The organism is Nocardioides perillae, from assembly GCF_013409425.1.
In the GTDB taxonomy this organism is placed as follows: Bacteria; Actinomycetota; Actinomycetes; order Propionibacteriales; family Nocardioidaceae; genus Nocardioides; species Nocardioides perillae.
Genome location: NZ_JACCAC010000001.1, coordinates 2,880,148 through 2,897,492, shown reverse-complemented (window position 1 = coordinate 2,897,492; position 17,345 = coordinate 2,880,148). Strand labels below are relative to the sequence as shown.

19 protein-coding genes are annotated in these 17,345 nt (G+C 76.8%); 18 read left to right on the top strand and 1 reads right to left on the bottom strand.

The genetic code is table 11. The features are described from left to right. The first annotated feature begins 102 nt into the window (after positions 1-102). From BJ989_RS18835 to BJ989_RS13515, 5 genes are read left to right on the top strand one after another with little or no spacing between them, the layout of a single operon-like run. Positions 103-690, top strand: coding sequence for a YraN family protein (locus BJ989_RS18835; protein ID WP_179518645.1), 588 nt, complete (start codon positions 103-105; stop codon positions 688-690). After that, positions 690-2,420, top strand: coding sequence for a YifB family Mg chelatase-like AAA ATPase (locus tag BJ989_RS13530; protein ID WP_179518644.1), 1,731 nt, complete (start codon positions 690-692; stop codon positions 2,418-2,420). Before BJ989_RS18835 ends, BJ989_RS13530 begins: the two co-directional genes overlap by 1 nt. Further along, positions 2,417-3,589, top strand: a complete 1,173-nt coding sequence (gene dprA / locus BJ989_RS13525) for a DNA-processing protein DprA (protein ID WP_179518643.1) — start codon at positions 2,417-2,419, stop codon at positions 3,587-3,589. The genes BJ989_RS13530 and dprA overlap by 4 nt, the downstream gene beginning before the upstream one ends. 9 nt (positions 3,590-3,598) lie before the next feature. Then, positions 3,599-4,036: a hypothetical protein gene (locus BJ989_RS13520; protein ID WP_179518642.1), complete on the top strand. Its 438-nt coding sequence runs from the start codon at positions 3,599-3,601 to the stop codon at positions 4,034-4,036. Then, positions 4,033-5,079: a tyrosine-type recombinase/integrase gene (locus BJ989_RS13515; RefSeq protein ID WP_179518641.1), complete on the top strand. Its 1,047-nt coding sequence runs from the start codon at positions 4,033-4,035 to the stop codon at positions 5,077-5,079. The genes BJ989_RS13520 and BJ989_RS13515 overlap by 4 nt, the downstream gene beginning before the upstream one ends. Here the strand turns inward: BJ989_RS13515 and BJ989_RS13510 are convergent. Beyond that, a complete protein-coding gene (locus BJ989_RS13510) occupies positions 5,052-5,717 on the bottom strand; it encodes a M23 family metallopeptidase (RefSeq protein WP_343049366.1) in 666 nt (221 codons plus the stop codon). The two genes, BJ989_RS13515 and BJ989_RS13510, sit on opposite strands and share 28 nt — an antisense overlap. 373 nt (positions 5,718-6,090) lie before the next feature. Between BJ989_RS13510 and rpsB the strand changes: the two genes are divergently transcribed. The 13 genes from rpsB to BJ989_RS13445 all read left to right on the top strand — a co-directional run bounded on the left by rpsB (position 6,091) and on the right by BJ989_RS13445 (position 17,323). After that, complete coding sequence (gene rpsB / locus BJ989_RS13505) at positions 6,091-7,038, top strand: 30S ribosomal protein S2 (protein ID WP_179518639.1); 948 nt, start codon at positions 6,091-6,093, stop codon at positions 7,036-7,038. 93 nt (positions 7,039-7,131) lie between these two features. Continuing rightward, a complete protein-coding gene (tsf, locus tag BJ989_RS13500; protein WP_179518638.1) occupies positions 7,132-7,947 on the top strand; it encodes a translation elongation factor Ts in 816 nt (271 codons plus the stop codon). Positions 7,948-8,093: 146 nt separating this feature from the next. Beyond that, the gene (gene pyrH / locus BJ989_RS13495; protein ID WP_179518637.1) at positions 8,094-8,807 is read left to right on the top strand and encodes a UMP kinase; all 714 of its coding nucleotides are present in this window, start codon (positions 8,094-8,096) and stop codon (positions 8,805-8,807) included. A gap of 42 nt (positions 8,808-8,849) precedes the next feature. Beyond that, entirely contained in the window at positions 8,850-9,404 is a 555-nt protein-coding gene (frr, locus tag BJ989_RS13490; protein WP_343049507.1) for a ribosome recycling factor, read from the top strand. A gap of 23 nt (positions 9,405-9,427) precedes the next feature. Continuing rightward, complete coding sequence (locus BJ989_RS13485) at positions 9,428-10,315, top strand: phosphatidate cytidylyltransferase (protein ID WP_179518635.1); 888 nt, start codon at positions 9,428-9,430, stop codon at positions 10,313-10,315. 19 nt (positions 10,316-10,334) lie between these two features. After that, positions 10,335-10,694, top strand: a complete 360-nt coding sequence (locus BJ989_RS13480) for a hypothetical protein (protein WP_218848818.1) — start codon at positions 10,335-10,337, stop codon at positions 10,692-10,694. Positions 10,695-10,737: 43 nt separating this feature from the next. Further along, the gene (gene rlmN / locus BJ989_RS13475; RefSeq protein WP_179518634.1) at positions 10,738-12,048 is read left to right on the top strand and encodes a dual-specificity RNA methyltransferase RlmN; all 1,311 of its coding nucleotides are present in this window, start codon (positions 10,738-10,740) and stop codon (positions 12,046-12,048) included. A 67-nt stretch (positions 12,049-12,115) separates the two neighbouring features. Then, complete coding sequence (locus BJ989_RS13470) at positions 12,116-13,126, top strand: AAA family ATPase (RefSeq protein WP_179518633.1); 1,011 nt, start codon at positions 12,116-12,118, stop codon at positions 13,124-13,126. Continuing rightward, entirely contained in the window at positions 13,123-14,022 is a 900-nt protein-coding gene (locus BJ989_RS13465) for a DUF58 domain-containing protein (protein WP_179518632.1), read from the top strand. The genes BJ989_RS13470 and BJ989_RS13465 overlap by 4 nt, the downstream gene beginning before the upstream one ends. Next, positions 14,009-14,560 carry a hypothetical protein gene (locus BJ989_RS13460; protein WP_179518631.1) on the top strand — a complete coding sequence of 184 codons (552 nt, stop codon included), beginning with the start codon at positions 14,009-14,011 and terminating at the stop codon, positions 14,558-14,560. Before BJ989_RS13465 ends, BJ989_RS13460 begins: the two co-directional genes overlap by 14 nt. After that, a complete protein-coding gene (locus BJ989_RS13455; RefSeq protein ID WP_179518630.1) occupies positions 14,551-15,609 on the top strand; it encodes a VWA domain-containing protein in 1,059 nt (352 codons plus the stop codon). The genes BJ989_RS13460 and BJ989_RS13455 overlap by 10 nt, the downstream gene beginning before the upstream one ends. After that, positions 15,606-16,634: a VWA domain-containing protein gene (locus BJ989_RS13450; protein ID WP_179518629.1), complete on the top strand. Its 1,029-nt coding sequence runs from the start codon at positions 15,606-15,608 to the stop codon at positions 16,632-16,634. The genes BJ989_RS13455 and BJ989_RS13450 overlap by 4 nt, the downstream gene beginning before the upstream one ends. Then, on the top strand, positions 16,631-17,323 hold the full coding sequence (locus tag BJ989_RS13445) for a hypothetical protein (RefSeq protein ID WP_179518628.1): 693 nt from the start codon (positions 16,631-16,633) through the stop codon (positions 17,321-17,323). Before BJ989_RS13450 ends, BJ989_RS13445 begins: the two co-directional genes overlap by 4 nt. Positions 17,324-17,345: the final 22 nt, after the last annotated feature.

The following is a 17,345-nucleotide window of genomic DNA, read 5'->3' as shown; positions in this document are numbered from 1 at the left end:
GCCGTCCACAGGCCGGCCCCCGGTGCTCGTCGTCCACAGCCGCCGGCCGAGCGGCGCCGGTGGCCTGCGGCGCGGTCGAGGCTGCTCGCAGGAGGTACGCCGATGACCACGACCAGCACCACCGCGCCACCCACCCCTGAGCCGAGCCCCACGCCGGGCGCCGTGCCCGCGGCCGCTCCCGAGTCCGGCTCCGACCCGGGGCCGGCACCCGGCCCCGCCCCCTCACCCTCACCCGAGCCCGAGCCCGAGCCCGAGCCCGGGGACGGTCCCACACCTGCCGCGGCACCTGCCTCAGCACCTGCCGCGGAGTCACCCCCGAGCGGTGACACGGCCGCGCGCCGCACCGCGCTGGGCCGCTACGGCGAGGACGTCGCCGCCCGGCACCTCGTCGCGCAGGGCCTGGTGCTGCTCGAGCGCAACTGGCGCTGCGAGGCCGGCGAGCTCGACCTCGTCCTCCGCGAGGGCGACGACCTCGTGGTGGCGGAGGTGAAGACCCGCTCCAGCGACGCCTTCGGCACGCCGCACGAGGCGGTCTCGGACGCCAAGCTCGCGCGCCTGCGGCGCCTCGGTGCCGCCTGGTTGGCGGCCCACCCCGCGGCGCACCCGCGCGGCGTGCGCCTCGACCTCGTCGCCGTGCACCTGCGTCGACGCGGCGCGGCCGAGGTCGAGCACGTGCGGGGGATCGGCTGATGCCCTGGGCGTGCGCGCGCACCGTGGCGCTCGCCGGGTCCGTCGGCCACGTCGTCGACGTGCAGGCCGACGTGTCGCAGGGCATGGTCGGCACGACGCTCGTCGGGTGCGGCGACGCGGCGCTGCAGGAGGGCCGTGACCGCGTGCGCACCGCCGTGGGCAACACCGCCGGCGTCGGGTGGCCCGCCACCCGGCGCGTGACCGTGCTGCTCTCCCCGGCGGGGCTGCCCAAGCGCGGCACCCACTTCGACCTCGCCGTGGCGGTGTCCGTGCTGTGCGCGGCCGGCGACGTGCCCCGCTCGGCGCTCGCCGGCACCGTCTTCGTCGGCGAGCTGGGCCTCGACGCCGGTCTGCGGCCCGCCACCGGGGTGCTGCCGATGGTGATGGTCGCCCGCGACCACGGGCTGCGCCGGGTCGTGGTGCCCGAGCCGCAGGCGGTCGAGGCGGCCATGGTGCCCGGCACCGAGGTGCTCGGCGTGCGCTCCCTCGCCCAGGTGCTCGCGCTGCTGCGCGGTGAGGAGGTGCCCGACGCCCCGCCGGTGGTGGAGCCGTCGGGGTTGTCCCTGCTCGCCTGGCGCGGCCAGGACCGGGGCGACGAGGTCGACCTGGCCGACCTCGTCGGCATGCGGGAGGCGCGCTACGCCGTCGAGGTCGCTGCCGCCGGCGGTCACCACCTCCTGCTCAGCGGGCCGCAGGGCGCCGGCAAGACGAGCCTCGCCGAGCGCCTGCCGGGGCTGTTGCCGGACCTCGACGACGAGGAGGCGCTCGAGCTCACCGCCGTGCGCTCCCTCGCCGGCACGCTCGTGCCGGGGGAGGGGCTGGTGCGGCGCCCGCCCTACGAGTCGCTGCACCACAGCGCCACCCGCGCGAGCGTCCTGGGCGGCGGCACCGGCACGGTCGCGCCCGGCGCGGTCAGCCGCACCCACGCGGGGGTCCTGGTGCTCGACGAGTTCCCGCTCCTCGCCGCCGACGTCGTCGAGGGGTTGCGCGACCCGCTCGAGAGCGGGGAGGTCACGCTGGCGCGCGGCGACCAGACCGCCACCTACCCCGCCCGCGGCATGGTCGTCCTCGCCGCCAACCCCTGTCCCTGCGGTCGGTGGCACCCCACGGCCGCCGGCAACGGCTGCCGCTGTGCCGAGACCCGGCGCCGCGACTACCGCCGCAAGCTCGAGGGCCCCGTCGTCGACCGCGTCGACGTGGTCTGCCACCTGGCCGCCAGCGCCGGCGGCGAGGACGCGCTCGAGCCGCCCGAGAGCACCGCCGCGGTGCGGGCGAGGGTGACGGCTGCCCGCGCGCGCCAAGCGCGCCGCTGGGCCGGTCGCCGGTGGCGCCTCAACGCGCACGTCCCCGGCGCGGTGCTCAGCGCCGAGCACCCATTGCCGGCGGACGCGCGTCGTCTCGTCGGTGCCGCCCTGCAGGACGGCTCGCTGACGCGGCGCGGCGCCGTGCGGGTGCACCGCCTCGCCTGGACGGTCGCCGACCTCCGCGGCGTCCACCGGCCCGAGGCGGTCGACGTCGAGGTCGCCCTGGCGCTGCGGCGCGGCACCGCCCTCCCGGCCTGGGTCGTGCAGCCCGGGGCCGCACCCGCCGACGTCGGGCCCGACCTCGACGACCTGCCCGAGACCGTCGGTGACCTCGTCGACGGGCGTGCGGACGACCGAGCCGGCGGCGAAGACCCGTCGTCGCCCGCCGTCCACGCCGCCCTCGCCCACCTCGAGGCCCGGCGGTGAGCGCTCCGACGGCCGCGCGGGCGGGCGACGAGGACCGGCTCGCCCGCGCCGCGCTGAGCCGCGTGGTCGAGCCGGGTGACCACCGGGTGCTGCGCCTGGTGCGCGAGCTCGGTGCGGTGACGGTCCGCGACGCCCTCCTCGCCCAGCGCGGCCAGGCGCCCGCTGCCGACGTCGCCGCGCGGCTCGCCGAGGTCGACCCGCACGCCGAGCTCGACCGTGCCGCCCGGACGGGGTTGCGCTTCGTCGTCCCGGGCGACCAGGAGTGGCCTTCGGGGCTCGACGACCTGGCCCGTCCCGAGCCGCTGCAGCACCGCGGCGACGTGCCGCTGGGGCTGTGGGTCCGCGGTCCGCTGCGCCTCGATGCGCTGCACTCCGCCGTCGCGGTCGTCGGCGCCCGCTCGGCCACCACCTACGGCACCCGGGTCGCCGGCGACCTCGCCGCGGCCGTCGGGCGCGCGGGGCTGCCGGTGCTCTCGGGCGCGGCGTTCGGCATCGACGACGCTGCCCACCGCGGCGCCCTCGGCGCGGGCGGCACCACGGTCGCGGTCCTGGCCTGCGGTGCCGATCGGGTCTACCCCGAGGCCCACCGCAGCCTGGTCGAACACCTCGCCGCCACCGCCGCGGTGGTCTCCGAGACCCCGCCGGGCGGTGCTCCCACCCGGGTCCGGTTCCTCTCGCGCAACCGGCTGATCGCCGCGCTCGGTCGGGGCACAGTGGTGGTCGAGGCGGCGGTGCGCAGCGGCGCCCTCAACACCGCCAACTGGACCGAGCGGCTCCACCGTCCCCTGGGGGCGGTGCCGGGGCCGGTCACGAGTGCGGCCTCCCAGGGCGCCCACCAGCTCGTCCGGTCCGGCGCCGCTGCCGTCGTGACCTCGGGCCAGGAGGTCCTCGAGCTCGTCGGTCGGGCGGGGGAGGCGCTGGTGGACGAGCCGCGGGCCCCGGCACGACCACGCGACCGGATCAGCGCGCGGCAGCGGGTGGTCCTCGACGCCGTGCCCGTCGGGCGCGGCGTCGGCAGCGACGCGGTGGCGCGTGCCTGCGGCTTCGGGCTGGTCGAGACCGGCGCCGAGCTGCAGCGGCTGCGCGCCCTGGGGCTGGTCGACGGTGACGCCGGGTGGCGACTGACCGACCTCGCGCGCCGCGACCGTCCCGAGGGGGGCGAGCCCTAGCCTGGGCCCGTGGAGGCCGACAGCACGCGCGACCCGGCCGGCCCGCCCGCAGGCGGGCGGCCGGGTGACGAGCCTGCCGGTGTCCGGGCCGGTGACGTCTACGCGGTCGCGCTCGAGCCACCCGGCACGGCGCGCGGCCGCTGGCGAGCCCGCGCCCACGGCGCGCTGCTCGCCGTGGGGGCGATGGCGGGGTGGTACGACGAGCCCACGGCCGGCGAGCTCGTCGTCCGTCGCCGCGACGACGGCCGCGAGCTGCTCCGCGTCGACGCAGGCCCCAGCGAGGCCGCCGCGCAGCTGCTCGCCCACGTGCGCCGCCAGCTCGACGAGCTCGCCCCGCGAGAGCTGCGCGACGTGTGGGGCGCGCTCGACCCCGCGGCGGGGGCATCCGGGGAGCCACGAGGGCCGCAGGGTGGTCCGTCCGCGGGGCGGCCGGACGGTGCGGGATGAGGGGTGAGCGGCCGGTGGGCGACCGGGTCGACGGTCCCGAGGCCCGGCGCGACGGGTCGCCGGGCGGCAGCGCGCCGGGTGCCGACCGGGTCGACGGGGTCGCCGGGGCCGCCGGGGTCGACGAGGCCGCCGGGGTCGACGAGGAGGCGGCGCGGCTGCTCGGCTGCTACGAGCAGCACCTCGCCTCCGAGCGCGACCTGGCTCCCCACACCGTCCGCGCCTACCTGGGCGACGTCGCCCGGCTGCTCGAGCACGCCCGGCGTCTCGGGCTCGGGGCGGCCGAGCTCGACCTGCGCGCGCTGCGCAGCTGGCTGGCGCTGGAGCAGACCCGGGGGATGGCCCGCACCACGATGGCGCGCCGGGCCGCGGCGGCCCGCGCCTTCACCGCCTGGCTGCACCGCACCGGCCGGACCACCACCGACGTGGGTGCCGCGCTCGCCTCGCCCCGCGCCCACACCACCCTCCCCACCGTGCTGCGGGTCGACGAGGCCCGCGCGGTGGTCGACCACGCGACCGCGGCCGCCGCCGAGGCCGGCCCGACCGGCCTCCGCGACGCCGCGGTGCTCGAGCTGCTCTACGCGACCGCGGTGCGCGTCGGTGAGCTCGTCGGGCTCGACGTCGACGACGTCGACCGCGAGCGCGACGTCGTGCGCGTCCTCGGCAAGGGCCGCAAGGAGCGCACGGTCCCCTTCGGCCGCCCCGCCGCCGCGGCGCTCGACCGGTGGCTGTCCCGGGGGCGCCCCGCGCTGGTGCGCGAGGGCTCCGGCCCGGCGCTGTTCCTCGGCGCACGCGGCGGCCGTCTCGACCAGCGCGCGGTCCGGGCGACCGTGCACCGGCTCCTCGGCGAGGTCGAGGACGCTCCGGACCTCGGCCCCCACGGCCTGCGCCACTCGGCCGCCACGCACCTGCTCGAGGGCGGCGCCGACCTGCGCACCGTGCAGGAGCTGCTGGGCCACGCCTCCCTGGCCACGACCCAGCGCTACACCCACGTCACCACCGACCGGCTGCGGGCCGCCTACCGGCAGGCCCACCCCCGCGCCTGAGCAGGGCACGGGAGCAACCCGAGCTCCGCCAGCGGGCGCCACAGCGCCGTCACGCTGCGCGCAGCCGGGCCAGTGGTGTCCCCGCCGGCCCAGGCGCCCGCCGCGGCCGTCGGTCCCACCGCGGCGGCCGGGCCCCCGCCGCCCCCGTCGAGGGGCAGCAGCCGCACCGGGCCGCCCCCGACGAGCAGCAACGGGTCGAGGTAGCGCTCACCACGGCGCCACCCCCAGTGCAGGCAGGCGGCAGGCGCGCAGTGCGACCCGCCACCCTCGAGCACACCCACGACCTCGCCGCGCGCCACCCGCGCACCGACGACGACCAGCGCCGCCACCGGCTCGTAGGTCGTGCGGGTCGCGCCGTGCCCCACGACCAGCACGCCTCGACCCGCGAGCGTCCCGGCGAAGCGCACCGTGCCCGCGAGCGCCGCACGGACCGGCTGGCCCACCCGTCCACTGAGGTCCACGCCGCGGTGCCCGGCCGCCCAGGGGCTCGGCGGCGGGGCGAACGCCCCGACCACGGCTGGGCGCGGGTCGAGGGGCCAGACCCCCTCGGGTGTGCCGCCGGCCGACCCTGCGGGCAGGGCGAGGAGCGCGGCGGTCGCGGCGAGCAGCAGGCGGAGGCGGGAGCGGGGACGGGTCACCCGCCCACCCTCCGCCCCCACGGCGTACGCCGGGGCCACCGCGACGAGGCTGGGGAGGACCGGGGTCGGTGCAGCCCCCTGTGCACGCGCGGCGGCCCGCTCGGATTCGTCGGGCGCGCCGCGGCGGGGCTAGTGTGTCCCCAGCAGTCCCTCCGGGGACTGACTTCGCACGTCCGCAGACCGCGACGGGAGCCGCTCCGGCCCCCGACCACCCGTGGGCGACGACCTCCGGTCCCGGTGCGCCAGCACCGGGTGGGGTCGCGCGCAGACGTCAGGGCGAGCCGGCACCCGCCGGCCCGCGGACAACTGGACACCCACCCGGCCCGGCCGTGCCCTCGCGGGCGCGCGCGGGCCACCAGGAGAGAGAACCACCATGGCAGTCGTGACCATGCGCCAGCTCCTCGAGAGCGGCGTCCACTTCGGGCACCAGACCCGTCGCTGGAACCCCAAGATGAAGCGCTTCATCATGACCGAGCGCAACGGCATCTACATCATCGACCTGCAGCAGTCGCTGGCCTACATCGACCGGTCCTACGCCTTCATCAAGGAGACCGTCGCCAAGGGCGGCACGATCATGTTCGTCGGCACGAAGAAGCAGGCGCAGGAGGCGATCGCCGAGCAGGCGACCCGCGTGGGCATGCCCTACGTCAACCAGCGCTGGCTCGGCGGCATGCTCACCAACTTCTCGACCGTGCACCAGCGGATCAACCGCCTCAAGGAGCTCGACGAGATCGACTTCGACGACGTCGCGGGCTCCGGTCGCACCAAGAAGGAGCTCCTGCAGATGAAGCGGGAGCGCGACAAGCTCGACAAGACCCTCGGCGGCATCCGCGAGATGGGTCGCACCCCCTCCGCGGTGTGGATCGTCGACACCAACAAGGAGCACCTCGCCGTCGAGGAGGCCCGCAAGCTCAAGATCCCGATCGTGGGCATCCTGGACTCCAACTGCGACCCCGACGTCGTCGACTTCCCGATCCCGGGCAACGACGACGCCATCCGCGCGGTCGGTCTGCTGACCCGCGTCGTGGCCGACGCCGTGGCCGACGGCCTGATGTCGCGCTCGGGCGCCCGCTCGGGGTCCGACACCGCCGCCGACGAGCCGCTGGCCGAGTGGGAGCGCGAGCTGCTCTCCGGCGAGGCCGACAAGGTCGCCGTCGAGGCCACCGGTGGCGACGCCGCCACCGAGACCACCCCGGCCACCGAGTCGACCGGTGCCGCGAGCGAGGCCGGTGAGGCCGCCGCTCCCGTCGAGGCCCCCGCCGAGGCCCCCGCCGAGGCCGCTCCGCCCGCCGCGGACGCGGCCCCCGCGACCGACTCCTGAGCCGGTCCCACCACTCACCTGGGCCGGTGCCGCCCACCGGGCGGCACCGGCCCTTCCCTGACCACCCAGACCAGAAGAGGGCGAGGACACCCCATGGCGACTTTCTCCGCCGCCGACGTCAAGAAGCTCCGTGAGCTCACCAGCGCCGGCATGATGGACTGCAAGAAGGCGCTCGAGGAGGCCGAGGGCGACTTCGACAAGGCCGTCGAGCTGCTGCGCGTCAAGGGCGCCGCGAAGGCCGCGAAGCGCGGCGCCGAGCGCGAGGCCTCCGCCGGCCTGGTCGCCACCTCCGGCGGTGCGCTCGTCGAGCTCAAGTGCGAGACCGACTTCGTGGCCAAGGGCGAGGACTTCGTCGCCGTGGCCCAGAAGATCGCCGACGCGGCCGCCGAGGCGAAGGCCGGCGACGTCGAGGCGCTCAAGGCCGTCCCGCTCGACGGCAAGACCGTCGGCGAGGTCGTCGAGGGCCTCGCGATCACCATCGGCGAGAAGATCGAGCTGGGCCAGGTGGCCTACTTCGACGGCACCTCGGTGACCTACATGCACAAGCGTGCCGCCGACCTGCCGCCGGCGGTGGGCGTGCTCGTGGAGTTCGAGGGCGACGACGAGGACGCCGCCCGCGGCGCCGCGATGCAGATCGCCGCCATGCGCCCGCAGTACCTCACCCGCGACGAGGTCCCCGCCGACGTCGTGGCCAAGGAGCGCGAGATCGCCGAGGCCACCTCGCGCGAGGAGGGCAAGCCCGAGCAGGCGATCGCCAAGATCACCGAGGGCCGGCTCAACGGCTTCTTCAAGGACGTCGTGCTCCTCGAGCAGCCGTCGGTGACCGAGAGCAAGAAGTCGGTCAAGGCCGTGCTCGACGCCGCGGGCGTCACCGTCACCCGCTTCGTGCGTTTCGAGGTCGGCGCCTGATCGGCTAGGTTGCCGACCAGACGCAGCGGAGGTCGGTCCGGCGCGGTTCCCGCGGTCCGGACCGGCCTCCTGCGCTGTCCGGGGCCCGCAGCACGCGCCGTACGCCGCACCCACCGCCCGCCCGCCACCGCCAGGAGGACCCGCCCGTGACCGCCTACCGACGTGTGCTCCTCAAGCTGTCCGGCGAGGTCTTCGGCGGCGGGAAGGTCGGGGTCGACCCCGACGTGGTGCAGACCGTGGCGCGCGACGTCGCCCGCGTCGTGGAGTCGGGCACCCAGATCGCGGTCGTCACCGGCGGCGGCAACTTCTTCCGCGGCGCGGAGCTGCAGCAGCGCGGCATGGACCGCGTGCGGGCCGACTACATGGGCATGCTCGGCATCGTCATGAACTGCCTGGCCCTGCAGGACTTCCTGGAGAAGATGGGCGTCGAGACCCGCGTGCAGACCGCGATCACGATGGGCCAGGTGGCCGAGCCCTACGTGCCGCGCCGTGCGATCCGGCACATGGAGAAGGGGCGCGTCGTCATCTTCGGCGCCGGCATGGGCATGCCGTTCTTCTCCACCGACACCGTCGCGGTGCAGCGGGCGCTCGAGAGCCGCTGCGACGCGGTGCTCTTCGCCAAGAACGGCGTCGACGGCGTCTACACCGCCGACCCGCACCAGGACCCCACCGCGCGCAAGCTCGACACCTTGACCTACGACGACGCGATCAGCCAGGGGCTGCGCGTCGTCGACCAGACCGCCTTCACCCTGTGCGCCGAGAACCGCCTGCCCATGGTGGTCTTCGGGATGGAGCCCGAGGGCAACATCCCCCGCGTCGTCGCGGGTGAGAGGATCGGGACGCTGGTCTCCGCCGGCTGAGCCCCCACCCGCCCCACGCACCACCAGACAGGAGCAGCCGTGATCAACCAGGTCCTCTCCGAGGCCGACGAGAAGATGGGCAAGTCCGTCGAGGCGACCCGCGAGGAGTTCGCGGCGATCCGGGCCGGCCGGGCGCACCCGTCGATGTTCAGCAAGATCGTGGTCGACTACTACGGCTCGCCCACCCCGCTGCAGCAGCTCGCCTCCTTCACCGCCCCCGAGGCCCGGGTCATCCTCATCTCGCCCTACGACCAGGGCGCGATGGGCGGCATCGAGCGCGCCATCCGCGACTCCGACCTCGGCGTCAACCCGGCCAACGACGGCAAGGTGCTGCGCTGCGTCTTCCCGGAGCTGACCGAGGAGCGCCGCAAGGAGTACATCAAGCTCGCGAAGGCCAAGGCCGAGGACGGCCGGGTCTCGGTGCGCAACGTGCGCCGCACCGCCAAGCAGGCGCTCGAGAAGTTGGAGAAGGACGGCGACGCCGGTCAGGACGACGTCGTGGGGGCGGAGAAGAAGCTCGACGCGACCACCAAGAAGCACACCGACGCCATCGACGAGATGCTGAAGTCGAAGGAGGCCGAGCTGCTCGAGGTCTGAGACCTCGAGCCGCCCGGACCCCTGTGGTCGACCCGACACCTGCGCACGCGCCCGCCGCGGCTCCTGCCAAGGACCACGGCCGGGCGGGTCGCAACCTGCCCGCCGCGATCGGCTCGGCCGTCGTCCTGCTCGCCGCGATCGCGCTCTCGCTGGCGTTCCTCAAGACCGCCTTCATGGTCATCGTGGCGGCCGCGGTGGTCGTGGCGATCTGGGAGATGCGCCAGGGCCTGTTGAGCCAGGCGGTCGACCTGCCGGAGCAGCCGTTGATGCTCGGCGGCGTCGTCATGGTCGTCGTCGCCTACGTGTGGGGCGCCGAGGCGCTCGTGACCGCGACCGCGGTCACCGCGCTGGCCACCATGCTGTGGCTGCTGCGCCGCGGCGTCGAGGGCTACGTCCGCACCGCCACCGCGTCGGTCTTCACGCTGGTCTACGTGCCCTTCCTCGGCTCCTTCGTGGCCCTGCTGCTGGCCGAGGGCGGCATCGGGTCCGACGCGGAGGAGCCCTCCCAGGGCGCGCTCGGCATCGTCTGCTTCATCCTGGTCACCATCGCCTCCGACACCGGCGGGTACGTCGCCGGGGTGCTCTTCGGCAAGCACCCCATGGCGCCGGTCATCAGCCCGAAGAAGTCGTGGGAGGGGTTCGCCGGCTCGGCCGCCCTCTGCGTCTTCGCCGGGTGGCTCACGGTCACCCAGCTGCTCGACGGCCCCGCGTGGGTGGGGGTGGTGCTCGGCCTCATCACCGTCGTCATGGCCACGCTCGGCGACCTGTGCGAGTCGGTCATCAAGCGCGACCTCGGGATCAAGGACATGTCGCAGGTGGTGCCCGGCCACGGCGGGCTGATGGACCGTCTCGACTCCCTGCTCGCGACCGTCGCCCCCACCTGGCTGCTGCTGCACTACGCCGTCTTCTGAGCCGTGGGATGCTGACCCGGTGCCCAGCAGCCGTGACGCGGAGACCGTGACGCCCGGTCGACCCGCGCAGCCCACCGACTGGTGGCACCGCGACCACCCGGTCTTCAGCGCGCTCGCCGGTTTCTTCGCCGGCGCCGTGCTCGTGACGGTCGTGCCCGGCGGCTGGATCGGCCTGCTGCGGCTGTTCCTCGACTACGACACCGCCGCCTCGCTCTTCCCGCTGGCGCTGCTCGCCCTCCTGGTGCCCCTCGGCCTCCTGGCCCCCGCCCGCACCCGGCGCTTCGGTGCCTACGTGCTGCTCGGGGCAGTCACCACCGCGGTCGTGGTGCTCGGCGTCGCCTCGCTCGTGCTGTGGCTCATGGTGCTCGTCGAGCGCTGACGTTTTCGGCGCACCCCGGGGCGGGTGCGACCATGGGGGAGCCATGCCCGACACACCTGACACCGCCCCCGCACCCGAGGCCGCCCCGGTCGCCCCGGTCGCCCCGGTCGCCCCGGCCACCGAGGTCGCCCCGCTGGCCGACGCCGCCGCCGCCGAGGCGGCCGCCGCGGCCGGCCGCACCGGCCTGCCCCTGGTCTTCGAGGCCCCGCGCGGCCGCGCCAAGCCGCCGCGCCACCTCGCCGACCTGACCGAGGCCGAGCGCAAGGACCTGCTGGTCGAGCACGGGCTGCCCGGCTTCCGCGCGAAGCAGCTCTCGACGCACTACTTCTCGCGCCTGGTCGACGACCCGGCCCAGATGACCGACCTCCCCGCCACCCAGCGCGAGGAGCTGGTCGCCGCGCTGCTGCCCACCCTGATGACGCCCCTGCGCACCCTCGAGGCCGACCGGGGCACCACCCGCAAGACGCTGTGGCGGCTCTTCGACGGTGCGCTGGTCGAGTCGGTGCTGATGCGCTACCCCGGTCGCTCGACGGTGTGCGTGTCGAGCCAGGCCGGTTGCGGCATGGCCTGCCCCTTCTGCGCCACCGGCCAGGGCGGGCTGCAGCGCAACATGAGCACCGCCGAGATCGTGGAGCAGGTCGTCGCCGCGGCCCGCACCCTGGCGCGCGGCGAGGTGCCGGGCGGCCCGGGGCGGGTCAACAACGTCGTCTTCATGGGCATGGGCGAGCCGCTCGCGAACTACAAGGCCGTCCTGGGCGCCGTACGCCGCCTCACCGACCCCAGCCCCGCCGGTCTCGGGATGTCCGCGCGCGGCGTCACCGTGTCGACCGTCGGGCTCGTGCCCCGCATCCGCCAGCTCACCGAGGAGGGCGTCCCGGTCACGCTGGCGCTCTCGCTGCACGCCCCCGACGACGAGCTGCGCAACGAGCTGGTGCCGATCAACACCCGCTTCTCCGTCGCCGAGACCGTCGAGGCGGCCTGGGACTACGCCCGTGTGACGAAGCGCCGCGTCTCGATCGAGTACGCCATGATGCGCGGCATCAACGACCAGGCGTGGCGCGCCGACCTCCTCGGCGACCTGCTGAACGGCTACGGCGACTGGGGCTGGGTGCACGTCAACCTGATCCCGCTCAACCCCACGCCGGGCTCGAAGTGGACGGCGAGCGACCCGGCCGACGAGCGCGAGTTCGTGCGCCGCCTGGAGGCGAAGGGCGTGCCCACGACGGTGCGCGACACCCGCGGGCAGGAGATCGACGGGGCGTGCGGCCAGCTCGCCGCGGTCGGCCCCGGCGACCAGGTCGAGGCGCTCAGCACCGCGACCCTGCCGGGCGTCGCGTCGCAGGCCGACGCCTGAGCCGAGCCGCGGCAGCGGCAGCGGTTAGCCTCGTGCCCGCACCGGACCCGAGCGCGGAGGAGCCCGCATGGTCGCGCACCACGTGAGCGAGCCGTTGACCGCCGAGGAGGTGGCCCGCGCGAGCGAGCTGCTGAGCCGGCTGACGGACGCCTTCGGCGCCCGGGTGGTGGGCCAGGACCGGGTGCGACGGGTGCTCCTGACCGCGCTCGTCGCCGAGGGCCACGTGCTGCTCGAGAGCGTGCCGGGGCTGGCCAAGACCCTGGCCGCCTCGACGCTGGCGCAGTCGGTGGGCGCGCACTTCTCGCGCATCCAGTGCACGCCCGACCTGCTGCCCAGCGACATCGTCGGCACCCAGGTCTACGACCCCCGCACCCACACCTTCGACACCCAGCTCGGGCCCGTGCACGCCCAGGTGGTGCTGCTCGACGAGGTGAACCGCGCCAGCGCCAAGACGCAGTCGGCCGTGCTGGAGGCGATGCAGGAGCGGCAGACCTCGATCGCCGGGGTGGTGCACCCGCTGCCGCGCCCCTTCCTCGTGCTGGCCACGCAGAACCCGGTCGACGACGAGGGCACCTACGTCCTGCCGCAGGCCCAGCTCGACCGGTTCCTGCTGCAGGAGGTCGTCGACTACCCCGACCACGCCGCCGAGGTCGAGGTGCTCGACCGCGTCGACGCGGGCACGCTCGGCCTGCACGGCGGGCCCGCGCCGGCGGTGGCCACGCCGCACGACGTGCTCGACCTGCAGGCGCTCGCCTCCCGGGTCTTCGTGTCGCCGGCGGTGAAGCGCTACATCGTCGACCTCGTGCACGCCACCCGCGACCTCGCCGGGGTCGTCGGGCCCGCGACCGGTGCGCTCGTGGAGCGCGGCGCGAGCCCCCGCGCCAGCATCGCCTTCCTGCACGTCGCCCGCGCCCAGGCGCTGCTGGCCGGCCGCGACCACGTGGTGCCCGACGACGTGCGGGTGCTGCGCCACGCCGTGCTGCGGCACCGGCTGCACCTCTCCTTCGAGGCGCTGGCCGACCGGGTGCGCCCGGAGTCCGTGGTCGACGCCGTCTTCGAGGCGGTCCCCAGCCCGTGACGGCCCACCTGGTCCGGGTGCGCTCCCGCCTCGCCCTGCACGCCCACCGCAAGGTGCGCGGCCTCCTCGAGGGCCAGTACGCCGCCGCCCAGGCCGGCCGCGGCACCGAGCTCGAGGACCTGCGCGACTACGTGCGCGGCGACGACGTGGGCGACCTCGACTGGAAGGCCTCGGCGCGCACCGGCTCGCTCCTGGTGCGCCGCTACCGCGCCGAGCGCCGACACACCGTGCTCCTCGTGGTCTCGACCGGGCGCGAGATGGCGGCGCTCAACGACGTCGGCGTGCCCAAGCGCCGCGTCGCGGTCCTCGTGGCCGGTGTGCTCGGGCAGCTCGCGCTCGGCCACGGCGACCGCGTCGGCCTGGTGCACGGCCACGCCGGCGGTGCGGCCCAGCTGCCGCCCCGGACGGGGGAGGTGCACCTCGAGCGGTGCCTCGCCGCGGCCCACGACGCGACCCGCGAGGACGGCCCGCCGGGTGACCTCGTGGGCCTGCTCGAGCACGTCGCGCGCACGGTGCGTCGGCGCAGCATCGCCGTGGTCGTCACCGACGACGTGCCGCTCGCCACCGACGGGGAGCTGCCCGCTGCGCTGACGTCGGTGCTGCGGCGCCTGGCGGCGCAGCACGAGGTGCTGCTGGTCACCGTCGCCGACCTCGACCCGACGCGGGCGACCACGGCACCCCTGGTCGACGTCGGCTCGGGCGCGCGGCTGCCCGCGTGGCTCCTCGACGACCCGCACCTCGCCGTGCAGTACGCCGCGGCCGACGCCACCGACGCGGCCCGCCTGCAGCGGGCCCTCGACCGGCTGGGCGTGCCGCACGAGCGGGTGCCCGACGAGGAGGGTGCCGTGGCAGCCGTGCTGCGGCTGCTGGAGCGGCAGCGCCGTGGCCGCCGCTGACCCGCTGCGGGAGCTGAGCCCGCCCGTCGGGTACGACGCGCCCTGGGCTCTGCTGGGCCTCGCACTCGTCGCGCTCGTCGTCGTCTGGCACCTCGGGGTCTGGTGGTGGACCCGCCCCGCCCGCGACCGCCGGGCTCCCGCCCGGTCGGGCCCGGCACGCCGATGGCGCCGGGCGCGGCTGCGCCGTCGGGTGCTCCGCGCGCTCGACGCCCTCGACGCCGAGCGGTCCGTCGGGCGCACGACCGACCGGGAGTCGCACCTGGCCCTGAGCGCCCTGGTGCGGGGCCTGGCCGAGGACCTCGGCGACCTGCCCGCCCGCAGCCTTGCGCTCGACGACCTGGCCCTCGCCACCGAGGCGGCCACCGAGCGCGACCAGCGCCGCTCGCGCCCGCTCGCCGCGACGGTCGCCGCGGTCGCGCTCACCTACCCGCCTGGCTTCGCCCCCGACGGCGCCCCCGCGACCGACCGGACGGCGGCCGACGAGCGGTGGGCCCGCGCGCTCGCCGCAGCCCGGGAGGCGGTGGCGGCGTGGCGCTGACCGCGCTCGACGACCCCCGCTGGCCGCTCGCCCTGCCGGTCGTCGGCCTCCTCGCGCTGTCCGTCCTGCTGCTCGGGGCGCGACGCGTGCGCGACCGCGGCGACGGCCTGCTGCTCGGTCCGGTGGCTGCGGCCCGGGTGCGAGCCCTGCCCCCCTTCCGGCGACTGCGCCGACGCCGCCTCCTGCTCACCGGGGTGCGCGTCGTCGCGGCGCTCACGCTGCTGGTCGGCGCCGCGCTGGTGCTCAGCCGCCCGACCCGGACCCAGACCGCGGCGGCCGACCCGCCGAGTCGCGACGTCGTGGTCTGCCTCGACGGCTCGGGCTCGATGGACTCGAGCGCGGCCGCCGTGCTGCGCGCGGTCTCGGCGGTGGTCGATGAGCAGCGCGACGACCGGGTGGCGATCGTGCTCTTCGACGGCGCGCCGCTGACCGTGATGCCGCTCAGCGACGACCACGCGGCGGTGCGGGCGCGGCTGCGCACCGTGGCCGACGCGGTGGTCGACGGCGACCCGGCCCTCGACTTCGCCACCCAGGGCGACGGCCGCCGGCTCTCGCAGGTCGGCGACGGTCTGGTCTCCTGCGTGCAGCGCTTCGACGCCCTCGACCAGCGGCGGGGCCGCACCGTCGTGCTGGCCACCGACAACGATCCCCTCGGCCCGCCGCTCTACGACCTGTCCGAGGCCGCGGCGTACGCCGTGGCGCGCGACGTCGTCGTGCACGCCGTCGGACCCGACGCCCTGACCGGTCCGCGGCGCTCCGCGCTCGAGCGGGCGGCGCGGCGCACCGGCGGCACGTTGAGCCTGCTCGACGCGGGCTCGACGTCCGACGCGGCCGACGCGGTCGTCGCGGCGATCGCCCGGCAGGAGGCACGGCGCCTCGAGCGACCGCCCCGCCCCCGACGCGTCGACGCGCCCGGCGCCGGGGCGCTCGTGCTCGGTGCGGGCGCGCTGGCGCTGGCGCTGGCGTGCGCGGTGCGGCCGACGGCCGGCCGACCCCGTCCAGCAGACGGGTGGCCGAGCGGTCCTCGGCGCAGACGGGGCGTGCGGTGAGTGGCCTCGGCGGGGCGGTGGCCGGCGTCCGGTGGGAGCCGCTGCTCGACCCGCGGGTGCTGGCGCTCGGCGTCGCGGTGGGGCTGGTCGCGGTGCTCGTGCCGGTGCTGCGCCGCGGGCGCGACCGCGCTGGGTGGCCCGTGCGGGCACTGCTCGTGGTCGTCGTCGGGGTGCTGCTCGCCCACCCGCTGCTGCTGGGCCGGACGGTCGCGACCGCGGGCACGGTGCCCGACCGCCAGCTGCTCGTCGTCCTCGACCGCACCACCAGCATGGCCGCGACCGACGGGCCCGGTGGCCGCACCCGGCTCGAGGCGGCGCGGGCCGACCTGGCCGTCCTGACCGAGCGGCTCGAGGGGGCGCGGTTCGGCCTCGTGGTGTGGGGGCGGGAGGTCGAGGAGGTCGTGCCCGCCACCACGGACCGGGCGGCCTTCCTCGACGCGGTGGCGCGCACCGCGCCGGAGGACCCGCGTGCCGGCACCGGGTCGACCGTCGACCGCCCGTTGCCCGAGGTGACCGCCCTGCTGCGTCGCGCCGCGCGCCAGTACCCCGAGCGGGGGAGCCTCGTGCTGCTGCTCAGCGACGGGGAGGACACCACCGGGCGGCCCGCGGGCACCGCGGCCCGGTCCTGGCGCCCGGCCGGGGCCCTGAGCGACGGCGGCGCCGTGCTGGGCTACGGCACGCGGGCGGGTGCGACGATGCCGCGCGCCGACCTGCCGGGTGCGCCCCCGGTCGTCGACCCCCGCAGCGGCGCGCCCGCGCTCTCGCGGGCCGATCCGGCCACCCTGCGCCGGGTGGCGTCGCAGCTGGAGGTGCCGTACGTCGGACGCGGACCCTCGGCGGGCCCCGCCGCGCTGCGCGACCTCGCGCTGCGGCTCCCGGAGCCCGAGGCGGTCGTGACGCGGGCGGTGCCGACGCCGACCGACCCGGCGTGGGCGCTGGCAGGGCTCGCGGCCCTGCTCGGGCTCGCCGAGCTGCGGCGCTGGGCCCGCGACCTCCACGAGACCCGGCGGGCGGGCCGGCCGTGAGCGCGCGCCGACGGCTGCTGCTCCTCGGAGCCGTGCCCAGCCTCCTGCTGCTGCTCGTCGCCGCTCGGGTGCTGATGCTCGCGCTGGACGACGAGCGCGGCCGCGACGCCTACGCGGCGGGGGAGGTGCGCGACGCCGTCGCGCACCTCGCGCGCAACCGGGTGGCGGCCCCGGTCGAGCAGTGGGTCGCCGCCTTCGGGGAGGGCACGGCGCGCGCGGCCGCGAGCGGCTCGCGCGGGCGGACCGACCCTGACGAGCTGGCGGGCGCCGAGGTGGCACTGACCGACGCCCTCGCGCTGGCGCCGGCCGAGGCACAGTGCCGGGTGCGGGTCAACCTCGCGCTCGTCGTGGAGGCGCGCGGCGACGCCGCCGCGCGCGGCGGGCAGCAGGGGGCGGGCCGGGAGGAGTGGACGAGGGCGCGCGGCGTGCTCGCCGCGGGCGGGTGCACCCAGCCCGGTGCCGCCGCTCCGGCGGTGTCCCGCACGGCCCGGCGCGCCGACGAGCGCGTGCGCGCCAAGCTCGCGGCCTCCCGAGCCGCAGAGGAGGCGGCGGCCGCCCTGCCGGCGGCCACACCGCAGCAGCGCCGCGACGCCGCGCGGCTCGCCGACCTGGCCGCGCGGGCCGCCGGCACCGAGCGGGAGGTCCGCGACGCGCAGCGCCCCGACCCGGGCGAGGGCGTCCAGTGGTGAGACGACCGGGCACGGGCCGCGC